16 protein-coding genes are annotated in these 16,012 nt (G+C 54.7%); 8 read left to right on the top strand and 8 right to left on the bottom strand.

Translation table 11 applies throughout. The features are described 5' to 3' along the window. Window positions 1–282: 282 nt before the first annotated feature. Window positions 283–1,656 (bottom strand): envelope stress sensor histidine kinase CpxA, encoded by a 1,374-nt coding sequence (gene cpxA, locus SOM82_RS20505; protein ID WP_154128687.1) that lies wholly within the window; start codon window positions 1,654–1,656, stop codon window positions 283–285. Beyond that, the gene (cpxR, locus tag SOM82_RS20500) at window positions 1,653–2,351 is read right to left on the bottom strand and encodes an envelope stress response regulator transcription factor CpxR (RefSeq protein WP_112780332.1); all 699 of its coding nucleotides are present in this window, start codon (window positions 2,349–2,351) and stop codon (window positions 1,653–1,655) included. Before cpxR ends, cpxA begins: the two co-directional genes overlap by 4 nt. Window positions 2,352–2,501: 150 nt before the next feature. Between cpxR and cpxP the strand changes: the two genes are divergently transcribed. The 6 genes from cpxP to SOM82_RS20470 all read left to right on the top strand — a co-directional run bounded on the left by cpxP (window position 2,502) and on the right by SOM82_RS20470 (window position 8,619). Then, on the top strand, window positions 2,502–3,002 hold the full coding sequence (cpxP, locus tag SOM82_RS20495) for a cell-envelope stress modulator CpxP (RefSeq protein WP_320461592.1): 501 nt from the start codon (window positions 2,502–2,504) through the stop codon (window positions 3,000–3,002). A 153-nt stretch (window positions 3,003–3,155) separates the two neighbouring features. After that, window positions 3,156–4,049 carry a CDF family cation-efflux transporter FieF gene (fieF, locus tag SOM82_RS20490; protein ID WP_154128689.1) on the top strand — a complete coding sequence of 298 codons (894 nt, stop codon included), beginning with the start codon at window positions 3,156–3,158 and terminating at the stop codon, window positions 4,047–4,049. Between the two features lie 175 nt (window positions 4,050–4,224). After that, window positions 4,225–5,187 carry a 6-phosphofructokinase gene (gene pfkA, locus SOM82_RS20485; RefSeq protein ID WP_095283980.1) on the top strand — a complete coding sequence of 321 codons (963 nt, stop codon included), beginning with the start codon at window positions 4,225–4,227 and terminating at the stop codon, window positions 5,185–5,187. Window positions 5,188–5,396: 209 nt separating this feature from the next. Next, window positions 5,397–6,386, top strand: a complete 990-nt coding sequence (locus SOM82_RS20480) for a sulfate ABC transporter substrate-binding protein (protein WP_320461593.1) — start codon at window positions 5,397–5,399, stop codon at window positions 6,384–6,386. 111 nt (window positions 6,387–6,497) lie between these two features. After that, window positions 6,498–7,241 carry a CDP-diacylglycerol diphosphatase gene (locus SOM82_RS20475; protein WP_320461594.1) on the top strand — a complete coding sequence of 248 codons (744 nt, stop codon included), beginning with the start codon at window positions 6,498–6,500 and terminating at the stop codon, window positions 7,239–7,241. A 73-nt stretch (window positions 7,242–7,314) separates the two neighbouring features. After that, entirely contained in the window at window positions 7,315–8,619 is a 1,305-nt protein-coding gene (locus tag SOM82_RS20470; protein WP_320461595.1) for an SLC13 family permease, read from the top strand. 82 nt (window positions 8,620–8,701) lie between these two features. Here the strand turns inward: SOM82_RS20470 and tpiA are convergent, their stop codons facing one another. Together tpiA and SOM82_RS20460 are read right to left on the bottom strand one after the other, a co-directional pair. Continuing rightward, the gene (gene tpiA, locus SOM82_RS20465; protein WP_154128693.1) at window positions 8,702–9,469 is read right to left on the bottom strand and encodes a triose-phosphate isomerase; all 768 of its coding nucleotides are present in this window, start codon (window positions 9,467–9,469) and stop codon (window positions 8,702–8,704) included. 111 nt (window positions 9,470–9,580) lie between these two features. Continuing rightward, complete coding sequence (locus SOM82_RS20460; protein ID WP_154128694.1) at window positions 9,581–10,177, bottom strand: DUF1454 family protein; 597 nt, start codon at window positions 10,175–10,177, stop codon at window positions 9,581–9,583. Between the two features lie 112 nt (window positions 10,178–10,289). Between SOM82_RS20460 and SOM82_RS20455 the strand changes: the two genes are divergently transcribed. After that, the gene (locus tag SOM82_RS20455) at window positions 10,290–10,709 is read left to right on the top strand and encodes a DUF805 domain-containing protein (RefSeq protein ID WP_154128695.1); all 420 of its coding nucleotides are present in this window, start codon (window positions 10,290–10,292) and stop codon (window positions 10,707–10,709) included. Here the strand turns inward: SOM82_RS20455 and fpr are convergent, their stop codons facing one another. The 4 genes from fpr to SOM82_RS20435 form a co-directional block, all read right to left on the bottom strand. Then, window positions 10,710–11,456, bottom strand: a complete 747-nt coding sequence (fpr, locus tag SOM82_RS20450; protein ID WP_320461596.1) for a ferredoxin--NADP(+) reductase — start codon at window positions 11,454–11,456, stop codon at window positions 10,710–10,712. Between the two features lie 96 nt (window positions 11,457–11,552). Next, window positions 11,553–12,563: a class II fructose-bisphosphatase gene (gene glpX / locus SOM82_RS20445; RefSeq protein WP_320461597.1), complete on the bottom strand. Its 1,011-nt coding sequence runs from the start codon at window positions 12,561–12,563 to the stop codon at window positions 11,553–11,555. Between the two features lie 343 nt (window positions 12,564–12,906). Beyond that, a complete protein-coding gene (glpK, locus tag SOM82_RS20440; RefSeq protein WP_154128698.1) occupies window positions 12,907–14,415 on the bottom strand; it encodes a glycerol kinase GlpK in 1,509 nt (502 codons plus the stop codon). A gap of 21 nt (window positions 14,416–14,436) precedes the next feature. Further along, window positions 14,437–15,282: an MIP/aquaporin family protein gene (locus tag SOM82_RS20435; protein ID WP_320461598.1), complete on the bottom strand. Its 846-nt coding sequence runs from the start codon at window positions 15,280–15,282 to the stop codon at window positions 14,437–14,439. Between the two features lie 393 nt (window positions 15,283–15,675). On the opposite strand from SOM82_RS20435, the gene zapB reads away from it, so the two are divergent. Further along, complete coding sequence (gene zapB / locus SOM82_RS20430) at window positions 15,676–15,921, top strand: septal ring assembly protein ZapB (RefSeq protein WP_154128700.1); 246 nt, start codon at window positions 15,676–15,678, stop codon at window positions 15,919–15,921. Window positions 15,922–16,012: the final 91 nt, after the last annotated feature.

Below are 16,012 nucleotides of genomic sequence, written 5' to 3'. Positions count from 1 at the left end.
GAGGGGGAAAAGACGCGTCCGGGAGCGTTGAGGGTGGCGGGGAAAAGAGCGTCCGGAGGCGTCTCTTCTCCTGAAAGTGGCGGGGGAAAGACCGTTTGGAGGTGTCTTCTCTTCTGAAAGTGGCGGGGAAAAGAGCGTTCGGAGGCGTCTCTTCTCCTGAAGGTGACGGGAGAAAAGGGCTGGCGGAGCAGTCCTGTCTGCAGAAAGAACCGAGGGGAAAGATCGTCTGAATCAGTCCCCTCTCCCCTGGGGGGAGAGGGTTAGGGTGAGGGGAATTTAACGCTACGAACGCTTATACAGCGGCAGCCAGAGCGTCAAGCGCAAACCACCCAGCGGGCTGTCGTCGGCTTTAACCCAGCCACGGTGCTGCTGAATAGCAGTCTCAACGATGGCCAGCCCCAGCCCCGTGCCGCCAGACTCACGATCGCGGGCTTCATCTGTACGATAGAACGGACGGAAAATCTGCTCGCGATCTTCCGCGCTAACGCCAGGACCGTCATCATCCACGTTAATGGTAATGCCGTCTTTATCGACCGAGAACGCCACCTCAATCTTCGTATGCGAATAGCGCAGGGCGTTACGCACGATATTCTCCAGCGCGCTCTCCAGCGTGTTGGGGTTCCCGTACAGCGGCCATGGCCCAGGCGGGAAATTAACGGTAAACGATTTACCCATCTGTTCGGCTTCGAACGCGGCGTTATCGAGCACTTCATGCCACAGGTGGTTGGCTTTCACCGTCTCACTCACCAGCGCATTTTTCTGCTGATTGCGCGACATCACCAGCAGATCGTTGATCATGCTGTCCAGACGATGCGCTTCCATCTCGATACGTTCCAGCTCCTTGCTTTCACCACTGCGGCGACGCAACAGTGCCGTCCCCAGCTGCAGGCGTGTCAGCGGAGTGCGCAGCTCGTGGGAGATGTCCGACAGCAGGCGTTGCTGCGTGGTCATCATCCGTTCAAGCGCGGTCACCATCTGGTTAAAACTGGCACCCGCGGCGAGGAATTCTTGCGGCCCGGCTTCCAGTTCCGGGTGCTGTCGCAGGTTGCCCTGCGCCACTTCATCGGCGGCATTTTTCAACTTACGCGCCGGTTTTGCCAGGCTCCACGCCAGCCAGAGCAGCAGCGGAGAACTGAGCAGCATGGTGACAATCAGCAGCAGCAGCGGTCGGTCAAACAGCAGGTTGATAAAGTCGGTCTGCGAGCTGCTCGCCGGTCGAATCAGATAGAGTTGGTAATTATCTTCCCCATCCCTGATGGAAAATGGCCCTACCATCTCTACCCGACCATACTTTTTCTTCTGTGGATGATCGGCGTTATCCGCCTGGCCAATGAAGTTGCGGATGATCTGCATTTCATTGCGTTCCGCACCAATGACGCGGCCTTCGCTGGTCACCAGCAGCAAGCGTTGTCCGGGCGGCGCCCACTTGTCGATAGCGCGAAAGAGCCTGCGCCACCACATCAAATCGTTGGGCGGGTCGTTTGCCAGTTCGGCTTCCACGTGCTGTTCGATCATCACGCCCTGACGTTGCTCGCTGTCGAGAAGCTCCGTCATCTGGCGTGAGTCGAGTTTTGGCAACATCAAAACCAGCATTAAAACCAGTGCCAGCGTCAGCCAGAATATGGCGAAGATGCGGGCGGTTAAGCTGCCTATCATGAAGCGGAAACCATCAGATAACCGCGACCCCGCAGGGTTTTAAACCACGGGTGACCATCTTTGCGCTCCGGCAGCTTACGGCGCAGGTTAGAGATGTGCATGTCGATGGCGCGGTCAAACGGCGTGAGGCGTTTGCCCAGCACTTCCTGACTCAGGTGCTCACGCGATACCACCTGGCCGAGGTGCTGCGCCAGCAGATAAAGCAGGGTGAACTCGGTGCCGGTCAGTTCCAGCGTTTGTCCATCGAAGCTCGCTTCCTGACGACCCGGATTCAGGCTCAGGGAGTCAACTTCAAGCGTCGGTGAACTGTTATCGCTGTTCTGCTGTTGCTCGCTCCAGTGGGAACGGCGCAGGATGGCACGAATTCGTGCAACCAGTTCGCGGTCGTTGAACGGCTTGGGTAAATAGTCATCCGCGCCCAGCTCAAGGCCAAGTACGCGATCCAGTTCGCTGCCGCGCGCGGTCAGCATGATTACAGGTGTCTGGTGTGTCTGGCGTAGTTCTTTAAGCGTATCAATACCGTTTTTCTTCGGCATCATCACGTCAAGCAAAAGCAAGTCGATGCTGTCATCAAGCAGGCTCAGCGCCTGTTCCCCGTCATGGGCAACCAGAACATTAAAGCCTTCCATGTCGAGCAGCTCTTTTAAAAGAGATGTGAGCTCTCGGTCATCATCAACTAACAGGATTTTATTCATTGTTTAAATACCTCCGAGGCAGAAATTACGACATCAAGGCTATCTAATCCATGACTTTACGTTGTTTTACACCCCCTGACGCATGTTTGCAGCCTGAATCGTATGCTGTCTCTCGTTGAATCGCGACACGAAAGATTTTGGGAGCAAGTGATGCGCAAAGTTACCGCTGCCGTCATGGCCTCAACACTGGCGTTTAGTGCTCTTAGCCAGGCTGCGGGAGTCATTACTGGCGATAACGGGTCCTCAGCAGAGGGCATTACGCAGCACAGTGGCCAAAGCCATATGTTTGACGGCATAAGTTTAACCGAACATCAGCGTCAACAGATGCGAGATCTGATGCACAGGGCAAGACACGATCAGCCCCCTGTTAATGTTAGCGAAATGGAGACAATGCATCGCCTTGTCACCGCAGAAAATTTTGACGAAAGCGCTGTGCGCGCTCAGGCAGAAAAGATGGCGCAGGAACACGTTGCCCGCCAGGTCGAAATGGCCCGGGTTCGCAACCAGATGTTTCACCTGCTGTCGCCCGAGCAGCAAGCGGTTTTGAATGACAAACATCAGCAACGAATGGACCAGTTGCGTGAGGTTGCCCGGATGCAACAAAGCTCAGCGATGACGCTTTTTAGTAGCAATACCCGTAGTAACCAGTAGACCCTGTTTTCCTTGCCATAGACACCATCCCTGTCTTCCCCCTCATGATGAGGGGGTTTTTTTTGCCCTTCATTCAAGTTTGTTAACGGTTTATTCATCCTTTGACTCCTTGCTCATCCGTTATACTAGCGGCATAGCCTGGCAGGAGTGTTTATGAATCAATCCTATGGACGGCTGGTTAGCCGTGCTGCAATCGCTGCGACGGTGACAGCGTCGTGCTTACTGATAATCAAAATTTTCGCCTGGTGGTATACCGGCTCGGTCAGTATTTTGGCGGCGCTGGTGGATTCGCTGGTGGATATTGCCGCGTCGCTCACCAATCTGCTGGTGGTGCGCTACTCCCTGCAACCGGCTGATGAAGAGCACACTTTTGGTCACGGCAAGGCGGAATCGCTGGCGGCGCTGGCGCAAAGTATGTTTATTTCCGGTTCTGCGCTTTTCCTCTTTTTAACCGGAATTCAGCACCTCGTTTCGCCTACTCCGATGAACGATCCGGGCGTCGGCGTTATCGTCACGGTAATTGCACTTATTAGCACACTTGTTCTGGTAACGTTCCAGCGATGGGTGGTTCGAAGAACGCAAAGCCAGGCGGTACGCGCAGATATGCTTCATTATCAGTCTGATGTTATGATGAATGGCGCGATTCTTATTGCGCTCGGTCTGGCGTGGTATGGATGGCATCGCGCCGACGCGTTGTTCGCGTTAGGGATTGGGGTTTATATTTTATACAGCGCCCTGCGTATGGGTTATGAAGCGGTGCAATCGCTTCTCGACCGCGCGCTTCCCGATACCGAACGGCAAGAAATCTTCGAAATCGTGACCTCCTGGCCGGGCGTCAGCGGTGCCCACGATCTTCGGACGCGGCAGTCAGGGCCGACCCGCTTTATTCAGATTCATTTAGAAATGGAAGACAATTTACCCCTTGTTCAGGCGCATTTAGTCGCTGAACAGGTTGAGCAGGCGATTTTGCGGCGTTTTCCGGGTTCAGATGTGATTATTCACCAGGATCCCTGCTCAGTTGTACCCGGACATTTTGAGCTTTCGTAATTCGTTTCAAAAAAGTGAGCCAGGCCAGCATTTTGTGGATAAATTACCGCCATTTGGTCTGACCTGAATCAATTCAGCTGGAAGTGATTGATATACTATTTGCAGTATTGGTTGGTCGAACAGACGTCTTCCGGCAACAGATTTCATTTTTGCATTCCTAAGTTCAGAGGTAGTCATGATTAAGAAAATCGGTGTGTTGACAAGCGGCGGTGATGCGCCGGGCATGAACGCAGCCATTCGTGGAGTGGTCCGCGCGGCATTGACGGAAGGCCTGGAAATTTTTGGTGTTTATGATGGTTACCTCGGTCTGTACGAAGACCGCATGGTGCAACTCGATCGCTATAGCGTATCTGACATGATTAACCGTGGCGGTACCTTCCTCGGTTCTGCACGCTTCCCGGAATTCCGCGAAGAGCACATCCGTCAGGTAGCGATTGAAAACATGAAGAAACGCGGCCTGGACGCGCTGGTTGTTATCGGCGGTGACGGCTCCTACATGGGTGCAAAACGTCTGACTGAAATGGGCTTCCCATGCATCGGTCTGCCAGGCACTATCGACAACGACATCAAAGGCACCGACTACACCATCGGCTTCTTCACCGCTCTGGGTACAGTTGTTGAAGCGATTGACCGTCTGCGTGACACCTCTTCTTCTCACCAGCGTATCTCCATCGTTGAAGTGATGGGCCGTTACTGCGGCGATCTGACCCTGGCGGCAGCCATTGCTGGCGGCTGCGAGTTCATCGTGGTTCCGGAAGTCGAATTCAGTCGCGAAGATCTGGTTAACGAAATCAAAGCCGGTATCGCGAAAGGTAAAAAACACGCCATCGTCGCGATTACTGAGCACATCTGCGATGTAGATGAGCTGGCGAAATACATCGAAACTGAAACCAAACGCGAAACGCGCGCCACGGTTCTGGGCCACATCCAGCGCGGCGGTTCCCCGGGTCCTTACGACCGTATCCTCGCTTCCCGTATGGGCGCATATGCCATCGATCTGCTGCTGCAAGGCCACGGCGGTCGTTGCGTGGGCATCCAGAACGAAAAACTGGTTCACCACGATATCATCGACGCGATTGAAAGCATGAAGCGTCCATTCAAAGGTGACTGGCTGGACTGCGCGAAAAAACTGTATTAATTGCGGTGTGATGCCTTCATCCCAGCCATTTAACACGGGGAGAGGGCAAAAACGGAAAACGGTAACCTTTGGGTTACCGTTTTGCTTTTATCTCCGCCGACTATTTTTTATTCCGCTTAGTTATAGCCAATCTTTTTTTATTCTTTAATCATTGGTTAGCTTTCTGGCACGCTGCATTCATCAAACACAACATTCAAGAGAGTTGGAAGATGAATAAATGGGGCGTGGGCTTAACTTTATTGCTGGCATCGACCAGCGTTCTGGCTAAGGATATCCAGTTACTTAACGTGTCTTACGATCCGACGCGTGAGCTTTACGATCAATACAACAAAGCCTTTGCGGCGCACTACAAACAGGAAACCGGCGATAACGTGGTGATTCGCCAGTCGCACGGCGGCTCTGGCAAGCAGGCGACTTCTGTCATCAACGGTATTGAAGCCGATGTGGTAACGCTGGCGCTGGCCTATGACGTCGATGCCATTGCTGAACGCGGTCGTATTGATAAAAACTGGATTAAACGCTTGCCGGACAACTCCGCGCCGTATACCTCCACCATCGTTTTCCTGGTGCGCAAAGGTAACCCGAAACAGATTCATGACTGGAATGACCTGGTTAAGCCGGGCGTATCCGTGATCACCCCGAACCCGAAAAGCTCCGGCGGCGCTCGCTGGAACTATCTGGCGGCATGGGGCTATGCCCTGCATCACAACAACGGCGATCAGGCCAAAGCTCAGGATTTCGTCAAATCCCTGTTTAAAAACGTCGAAGTGCTGGACTCCGGCGCACGCGGTTCAACCAACACCTTCGTGGAGCGTGGAATCGGCGATGTGCTGATCGCCTGGGAAAACGAAGCCCTGCTGGCAACCAACGAACTGGGCAAAGATAAGTTCGAAATCGTCACCCCAAGCGAATCTATTCTGGCAGAACCGACCGTCTCGGTTGTCGACAAAGTGGTCGAGAAGAAAGACACCAAAACCGTAGCGGAAGCCTACCTGAAGTATCTCTACTCTCCGGAAGGCCAGGAGATCGCGGCGAAGAATTTCTATCGTCCACGTGACCCGGCGGTGGCGAAGAAATATGACAGCGCGTTCCCGAAACTGAAGTTGTTCACCATCGACGAGGAGTTTGGCGGCTGGGCGAAAGCGCAGAAAGAGCACTTCTCTAACGGCGGCACGTTCGACCAGATCAGCAAACGCTAAACGCGTAGCCACGAATGACACGGTGACCCGGTGTGAGAAATCTGCCGGGTTTTTTATTTGGTCATTATTTTGCGTTACTCTTTCGCTTCAAAGGAATACAGGGAACGCGTAATGAAAAAACTGATGGTCTTGATGGCGGTCGCCATTCTCCTCGCCGTAGGCGGCTGGATCTGGATAAAATCCGGCAATCCCGACGCGTTACGCCATATCGTTGTCGATCGGTGCTTGCCTAATCAGCAACACAACCGCAATCCAGCCCCGTGTGCGCAGGTGAAACCGGACGCCGGTTATGTGGTATTCAAAGATCGCAACGGACCGCTGCAATATCTGCTTATGCCCACTTATCGCATCAACGGCACCGAAAGCCCGCTGCTTACCGAGCCACAGACGCCTAACTTTTTCTGGCTGGCATGGCAGTCACGTAATTTTATGAGCATGAAGCGCGGGGCAGATGTGCCGGACAGCGCGGTTTCTCTGACGATCAACTCCCCGACCGGCCGTACGCAAAATCATTTTCACATTCATATCTCATGCCTGCGCCCTGACGTGCGCGAAAAGCTCAATGCGCATCAGGGGGAAATCAGCACCCAGTGGCTGCCGTTTCCCGGTGGGCTGGAAGGACATGAATATCTTGCGCGTCGGGTAACGGAAAATGAGCTGGTAAAGCGCAGTCCGTTTATGATGCTGGCGGATGAAGTCCCCGAGGCGCGCAACCATATGGGACGTTTCGCGCTGGCGATGGCGCAGCAGTCGGACGGCTCGTTTGTACTGCTGGCGACCGAACGCAATCTGCTGGTGTTAAACCGCGCTTCGGCTGAGGAATTACAGGATCATCAATGCGATATCCTCCAGTGACCCCACTATAAATAGCGTTTACTCGCACTGCCTGTCGCCGTAGACTTGCTGAAAAAATCTACAGGAGACAGGTATGTCGCTCTGGTTTACTCACCCTCTGTTTCTGCCCTCACTCATTGTTGGCGTCACGATTGTGCTGTGGGCGACATCGCTCCTGCCGGAATTTATCACCGCGCTGCTGTTCTTCACGGCGGCGATGACCGCCAAAATCGCGCCACCGGACGTGATTTTTGGCGGTTTTGCGTCGTCAGCATTCTGGCTGGTGTTCAGCGGATTTGTGCTGGGTGTCGCGATCCGCAAAACCGGGCTGGCGGACAGGGCCGCAAGGGCGCTCTCGGCGAAACTCACCGATTCGTGGATGCTGATGGTCGCGAGCGTGGTGTTGCTGAGCTACGCGCTGGCGTTTGTGATGCCATCTAATATGGGGCGCATCGCGCTGCTGATGCCCATTGTGGCGGCAATGGCGAAAAGAGCGGGGATTGCCGATGGTTCAAGAGCGTGGTTTGGCCTGGCGCTGGCCGTCGGATTTGGCACTTTTCAGCTCTCTGCGACGATCCTCCCGGCCAACGTACCGAATCTGGTGATGAGTGGTGCGGCGGAAGGTTCCTACGGCATCCACCTGAATTACATGCCCTATCTGCTGCTGCACACGCCGGTGCTTGGCATTCTCAAAGGATTGATTCTGATTGGTCTGATCTGCTGGCTGTTTCCCGGTGCGCCCAAACCCGCGCGGGATCTTGCGCCAGCCGCCCCAATGGGAAGGGATGAAAAGCGTCTGGCGTGGCTATTAGCGGTGGTGCTGGTTATGTGGGTAACGGAGAGCTGGCATGGCATTGGCCCTGCGTGGACAGGGCTTGCTGCGTCGATCATTGTGATGCTGCCGCGCATTGGCTTCATTACCGGAGAGGAGTTCTCGGCGGGCGTCAATATGCGCACCTGCATCTATGTGGCGGGGATTCTGGGGCTGGCCATTACCGTGACGCATACCGGTATCGGCAACGCGGTGGGTGAGGCGTTGCTGCGGATGATGCCGCTGGATGCAGCCAAACCGTTCACCAGCTTCCTGGCGTTGACCGGCATTACCACGGCGCTCAATTTCATCATGACGGCGAATGGCGTTCCGGCGCTTTATACGACGCTGGCGCAAAGTTTTTCCGATGCGACCGGTTTCCCGCTGCTGTCGGTGATTATGATTCAGGTTCTGGGCTATTCCACACCGCTGTTGCCTTATCAGGCGTCGCCGATTGTGGTGGCGATGGGTCTTGGAAAAGTGCCTGCGAAGGCGGGAATGTTGCTGTGTGTGGCGCTGGCAGTAGCGACCTGGCTGGTGCTGTTGCCGCTGAATTATCTGTGGTTTAGCGTGTTGGGACGGTTGTAAAAAAGCCCGGTGGCGACTCGCGCTAACCGGGCCTGGCGTTTTGTCGGACGGGTCAGCGAAGCGCCACCCGCCACAACAGCGATTACGCCTGTTTAGCTGCTTCTGCTGCTTTCACAATCACCGCGAAAGCGTCTGCTTTCAGGGATGCGCCGCCAACCAGCGCGCCGTCGATGTCCGGCTGGGTGAACAGTTCTGCCGCGTTTGCTGCGTTTACGGAACCGCCGTACTGGATGATCACTTGTTCAGCCACTTTGGCGTCTGCTTTAGCAATGTGGTCACGGATGAATTTGTGTACAGCCTGTGCCTGTGCTGGGGTGGCAGATTTGCCGGTGCCGATTGCCCATACTGGCTCGTAAGCGATAACCGCGCCTTCGAACGCCGCTGCGCCCTGAGTTTTCAGCACGGCGTCGATCTGACGTGCGCACACTTCTTCGGTTTTGCCTGCTTCGTTTTCTGCTTCGGTTTCACCGATGCACAGTACCGGGATCAGACCCTGTTCTTTCAGCACGGCGAATTTCTTCGCGATGAACTCGTCGGATTCTTTGTGGTAAGTACGACGCTCAGAGTGACCGATGATGATGTATTTCGCACCGATATCTTTCAGCATTTCAGCGGAAGTTTCGCCGGTGAATGCGCCAGACAGGTTAACGTCAACGTTCTGCGCGCCCAGCACGATGTGGCTGCCGTCAGCGGCGTGTTTGGCCAGATCCAGATACATGTCCGGCGGAGCGATTGCTACAGCACAGCCTGTTACGCCAGCCAGCTCTTTACGCAGGTTCGCGATCAGCTCGTTTACCATGTGGCGGCTGCCGTTCAGTTTCCAGTTACCCATCACTAAAGGATGTCGCATTTCAATTCTCCACGCTAAAAAAGCGAATTAAGGATTATGGCCGCCCGTGAGAGCAGCATGGTCTGTGAATCAGTATAGAGATTTTCCCTCGAAAGGCTTTGCTTTTTGTCATTAATTCGCCCCTCCGAGTGTGTCAGATAGTGCCAGCTTAATCGGTTCAACAGCGAAGGTCAGTCCCTTTTCGCCGTTATCTGCGACAACATAGCGGATCGCGCCGTCTGTTTCGGCGTAGTAGCGCTTGTTTTTCCCGGCAGTCAGCAATTTTTGCAGCTTTTGCTGGCTCTGTGCTTTGGTCAATATCGGCGTGAAAGCCCGCAAAATGGCGCTCATATATTCCAGCGCTTTGGCTTTTGCGGCCTTTTGCTCCGGCCCCTGAATGGGAAGCCAGGTGATCTGCATGCTTTTAATTTTTAAGGTGCCGCGCTCCAGTGCGGTGGAGGCGTACAGATTTTCATTAATTTTACTGGCGGCACGCGTCAGAGTGGGCGTGTCCCGTGCGCCGTCAATGGCGCGGAATTCACCCAGTGCCAGCGCAGGATTGTCTTTATTGAAGTTTTCACGAAACGCGCTAATGGATTGATCGAACGAGGGCGCGCCTTGTAGCAGGTATGGCGCGGTCGCTGGCGCGGAGGTGTCATTTGCGTGCAGAGAAAAGCTGGCGCTCAACATGGTGAAACACAGCAAAAAAGGGTGAGCCCATCTTTTCATCAATATTGTCCCTGGTCGTCACTGTTCATGATTAAAACGATATCTGGTCTTCTTGTCAAAAGGTCACAACTCCAGGGTAAACTACGCAGCATACGATAATAAGGAACCTGACATGACCATACAGCAGTGGCTGTTTTCATTCAAAGGGCGTATTGGACGCCGTGATTTTTGGATCTGGATGGGCACGTGGATTGTTGCGATGCTGGTGCTTTTCGGTGTGGCATATAATAACTGGTTGAGCACCCAAACGGCGGCGTTTGCGCTTGTTTGCCTGCTTTGGCCGACAGCGTCGGTCATGGTTAAACGCCTGCACGATCGCGGACGTTCGGGGCTATGGGCGTTGCTGGTGATTCTGGCGTGGATGCTGCTGGCAGGAAACTGGTCAATGCTGCCGTCAGTGTTGCCCTGGGTGGTAGGAAAACTCATTCCAACCGTTATTTTTGTGATGACGGTTATCGACTTGGGCGCGTTTGTCGGCACCCAGAGCGAGAACAAGTACGGCAAGGACACGCTGGAAGTAAAATACTTTTAATTACCAGTAGTGTTCAGCCGTCATATGACCCGGCCGACGACGCAAATGTTTGGTCATCTGTCGGGAATCTTTCAGCAACTGCTGGGTATCACGCACCATCTGCGGGTTGCCGCACAGCATCACATGGCTGGTTTCCGTATTCATCGCTAAACCGACGGCGTTTTCCAGCGCGCCGCTTTCAATCAGCGCCGGAACGCGCCCGGTCAGCGAACTTTCTGCCGTTTCGCGACTGACCACGGTCTGGATTTTCAGTTTCCCTTCGTAGCGCTTTTCCAGCTCCTGCATCAGCGGGAGATAGCTCAGATCGGCCGCATAGCGCGCAGCGTGAACCAGCACGATATGTTTGAAGCGCTCCAGATCCTGTCCGTACTGCAAAATAGAGAGATACGGCCCGATAGCCGTACCGGTTGCCAGCATCCACAGCGTGTCGCAGTCCGGGATTTCATCCAGCACGAAGAAACCGGCGGCCTCGCTAACGATCTGGATCTCATCGCCAGGTTTGAGCGCGGCCAAACGCGGACTCAGCTTGCCGTCGGGAACGGTGACCAGGTAAAACTCCAGATCAGGATTATCCGGCGCGTTAACGTAGGAATAGGCGCGTTGCACGCGTTCGCCGTCAATTTCCAGCCCCAGCTTGGCAAATTGCCCTGCGGAAAAAGGATGAACGGGGGCATGCACGGTGAGGCTAAATAGTGCATCAGTCCAGAACTCTACCTTTGTGACTTTTCCTGTTACCCACTCCGCCATGATCTTCTCCTGTGCTGGTTTCTTACACTATCTTCCTTTCTTGCGGGGGAGATTTCCAGCCTGCGTCGGCTGGAAAGCTCAATCGATCAAATACGCTTACAGAATGTGCGTTTGTACATTCGGGTCTTTGCGGTCCAGATAGTGAATCGACTGGATACGACGAATTGTGCGTGACTTACCGCGAATCAGCAGCGTTTCGGTGGTCGCCATGTTGCCCTTACGCGTGATGCCGTCCAGCAGGTCGCCTTTGGTGATGCCGGTCGCTGAGAAGATAACATTGTCGCTGCGCGCCATTTCGTCCAGACGCAGCACTTTGTTGGTCTCGATGCCCATCGCTTTGCAGCGTGACAACTCTTCCTCACCGATGCGGCGGTTCTCTTCGCTGTCGCCTTTAACGTCGTGACGTGCCAGCAGGCGGCCCTGCATATCGCCATCCAGCGCGCGAATCACGGCGGCTGACACTACGCCTTCGGGGGCGCCGCCAATACCGTACAGAACATCCACTTCGCTGTCCGGCATACAGGTCAGAATCGAGGCAGCAACGTCGCCATCGGGGATGGCGAATACGCGCACGCCCAACTGCTGCATCTGCATAATGATGCTGTCATGACGCGGTTTTGCCAGAATAGTGACCGTGAGTTCGCTCAGCGGTTTATCCAGCGCAGCGGCGATGTTACGCAGGTTATCTTCCAGCGGCAGGTTGAGATCGATTGACCCTTTTGCGCCCGGACCGACAATTAGCTTTTCCATGTACATATCCGGTGCGTTGAGGAAGCAGCCTTTATCGCCGACGGCCAGTACAGCGAGTGCGTTGGCCTGGCCCATGGCGGTCATGCGCGTGCCTTCGATCGGATCGACCGCGATATCCACGGCGTCGCCGTTGCCGGTGCCCACTTTCTCACCGATAAACAGCATTGGCGCTTCGTCGATCTCGCCTTCGCCGATGACGATAGTGCCATCAATGTTGACCTGGTTGAGCATAATGCGCATCGCGTGGACGGCAGCGCCATCAGCAATATTTTTGTCGCCACGGCCTAACCATTTATAGCCTGCCAGCGCGGCGGCTTCGGTTACGCGGGAAAATTCGATAGCAAGTTCACGTCTCATCAGATACTCGTGCAGTCAAAAGGAATTGCTCGAAGTTTATCACAGAGTGGGGGAGGGTGCGGTTTGGTGACCCCTCACCCCGGCCCTCTCCCCAAAGGGGCGAGAGTGAAAGGTCCGGAGTAGTCCTGTCCCCAAAGGGGTGAGGGTGAAGATACGGTCCGGAGCGGTCCCTCTCCACATAGGGACGAGGGTGAAAGGTCCGGAGCAGTCCTGTCCCCAAAGGGACGAGAGTGAAAAGTCGGCCCGGAGCAGTCCCCGTCCCCAAAGGGGCGGGGGTGAAGAGCGGCGCGGAGTAATCCCCTCTCCCCTATGGGGAGAGGGTTAGGGTGAGGGGAATGGTCTATTACTCTTCGTGCTCTTCCCACGCCAGCGCGCGTTTCACCGCTTTTTTCCAGCCGCTGTAGCGATAGTTACGCTCGGTGGTTTCGATACCTGGGCGGAATTCGCGTTCGATAACCGCTTTCTCCTGCAGCTCATCCAGGTTCTGCCAGAAACCAACCGCCAGACCGGCCAGATACGCCGCGCCCAGCGCCGTCACTTCGCGTACTTCAGGACGCTCAACGCGGGTGCCCAGAATGTCGGACTGGAACTGCATCAGGAAGTTATTCGCAACCGCGCCGCCGTCAACACGCAGAGCGTGCAGACGAATACCGGAGTCAGCCTGCATCGCTTCCAGAACATCGCGCGTTTGATAAGCGATAGATTCCAGCGTGGCGCGGATGATGTGGTTAGAGTTCACCCCACGCGTCAGGCCGAAAATCGCGCCGCGAGCATACGGGTCCCAGTATGGCGCGCCCAGACCGGTGAAGGCGGGCACCACGTACACGCCGTTGGTGTCTTTCACTTTGGTCGCAAAATATTCGGAATCGAATGCATCGCTGATGAGTTTCATTTCGTCGCGCAGCCACTGGATGGAGGCGCCCGCCATAAACACGGCACCTTCCAGTGCGTAGTTCACTTCGCCGCGTGGGCCGCAGGCGATGGTGGTCAGCAGGCCGTTCTCAGATTTCACCGCTTTTTCACCGGTATTCATCAGCATAAAGCAGCCGGTACCGTAGGTATTTTTCGCCATCCCTTCTTTTACGCACAGCTGGCCAAACAGCGCTGCCTGCTGGTCACCGGCGATACCGGAGATCGGAATACGCGTGCCGCCTTTACCACCGATATTGGTCTGACCGTAAACTTCGGAAGATTTGCGGACTTCCGGCAGCATGGCGCGCGGGATATCCAGCGCGTCCAGCATTTTATCGTCCCAGTCCAGATCGTGGATGTTGAACATCATGGTCCGCGAGGCGTTGGTGTAATCCGTAACGTGTACGCGCCCCTGAGTCATTTTCCAGATAAGCCAGGTGTCAACAGTACCGAACAGCAGCTCGCCGCGTTTTGCACGCTCACGCGAACCCTCCACGTGATCGAGGATCCACTTCACTTTGGTGCCAGAGAAGTAGGGGTCAACGACCAGGCCGGTGGCGCTACGGATGTAATCTTCCATGCCGTCACGCTTGAGCTTCTCGCAGATTTCTGCGGTACGACGGCACTGCCAGACGATGGCATTGTAAATCGGTTTACCGGTTTCGCGTTCCCACACGATGGCAGTTTCACGCTGGTTGGTGATACCAATCGCGGCAATCTCATCGGAACTGATATCGGCTTTCGCCAGCACTTCGACCAGCGTGGAGCTTTGTGATGCCCAAATCTCCATTGGGTCGTGTTCAACCCAGCCTGGCTTAGGGTAAATCTGCTCGAATTCGCGCTGTGACACGCTGACGATGTTCGCGTCATGATCCATTACGACAGCGCGGGAGCTGGTAGTGCCCTGGTCGAGCGCAACGATATATTTTTTGTCAGTCATAGTATTTGTCCCGTAGTCAGATTACAGCGAAGCTTTTTGTTGTGCGGCAGAGGGAGTTTCCTTCTCTTCTTCCACACAGGTGTCGCACGGTAAGTGGCGACCAATGAATTTACGATAACCGAATGCACCCAGCGCTGCGCCGACAACCGGGCCGAACAGAGGCACCAGGAAATACGGAATATCTTTGGCGCCGGTGAAGGCAACTTCGCCCCAGCCCGCGAAGAACGCAAAGGTTTTCGGTCCCAGGTCACGCGCCGGGTTCATCGCAAAGCCGGTCAGTGGACCCATAGAAGCACCAATCACGGCGATCAGTAAACCGATCAGCAGAGGCGCCAGCGGACCACGCGGGATGCCGTTACCGTCATCGCCCAGCGCCATAATGACACCCATCAGAATAGCGGTAATCACCATTTCAACCGCGAAGGCCTGCACAAAATTGATATGCGGATTTGGATAGGTGGAGAAGATGCCCGCCAGATCCAGACTTTCGACGCTACCGCGCACCATATGATGCGTCTGTTCGAAGTCGATGAAAAGATTGTAATAAAGCCCGTAAACTAATGCCGCTGCGCAAAAGGCGCCGGCAAATTGAGAAAGGATAAAAGGGACGACTTTGCGTCCGTCGAAGCACGCGAACAGCCACAACGCGATGGTTACCGCCGGGTTAAGATGTGCGCCGGAAACCCCTGCGGTCAGGTAGATGGCCATTGCCACGCCCAGACCCCAGATGATGCTGATTTCCCACTGGCCGAAAGTAGCACCCGCCACTTTCAGTGCAGCGACGCAGCCTACCCCGAAGAAAATCAACAACCCGGTACCAAGGAACTCGGCGATGCACTGGCCTTTTAAGGTTGATGTCTGACTCATAATCGGAATCCTGAAAAAGATGAATGTTATTGTTAGCGCAGCGACAGCGGACAGCCACGATGTCCTGTAGACATGGTGTTAATTTATCGTTAACGAGCAAAAACGAGAAATATCGAAATCAAAATGTGTGTGCTGTGTCAATAAAATGAGCGTTATCGCGCCATAAAGCGCATTTTTGCACCATTTCACAAGTGTGAGCTGAATCATTTCATTAACTAAAGTGTTAACAATTTAGTGGTAGTTGCGCCGAACGCACCAGGACCAGACCTAAAAGTGTTGCAAACCGCGATCTACGCGGCATGCCGCTGGACAGCGACGGCGGTGCTCCATACAATCGACACAATATGTTGTGCGCGTTTATCTTAAAGCGTCGCCTTGCAATTCAGGAGAGGTATGACCATGTCATTAGAAGTGTTTGAGAAACTGGAATCGAAAGTACAGCAGGCGATTGACACCATTACGCTGCTGCAGATGGAAATCGAAGAGCTGAAAGAAAAGAACAACTCGCTGGCGCAGGAAGTGCAGTCTGCACAGCACGGTCGTGAAGAGCTTGAGCGTGAAAACAGCCAGCTGCGTGAACAGCAGAACGGCTGGCAGGATCGTCTGCAGGCGCTGCTGGGACGTATGGAAGAAGTCTAATTCCCCGTTATCTTTCGCGCCGTAGCGGCGTTGGCAGCGCTCATTCACCCCAGTCACATAGGTTTCTATGTTCCTGGGGGATTGATTCGCT

Source organism: Lelliottia sp. CFBP8978, assembly GCF_034046055.2.
In the GTDB taxonomy this organism is placed as follows: Bacteria; Pseudomonadota; Gammaproteobacteria; order Enterobacterales; family Enterobacteriaceae; genus Enterobacter.
The sequence above is the reverse complement of the archived record's forward strand: the minus strand, read 5'-3'. Positions and strand labels throughout refer to the sequence as shown.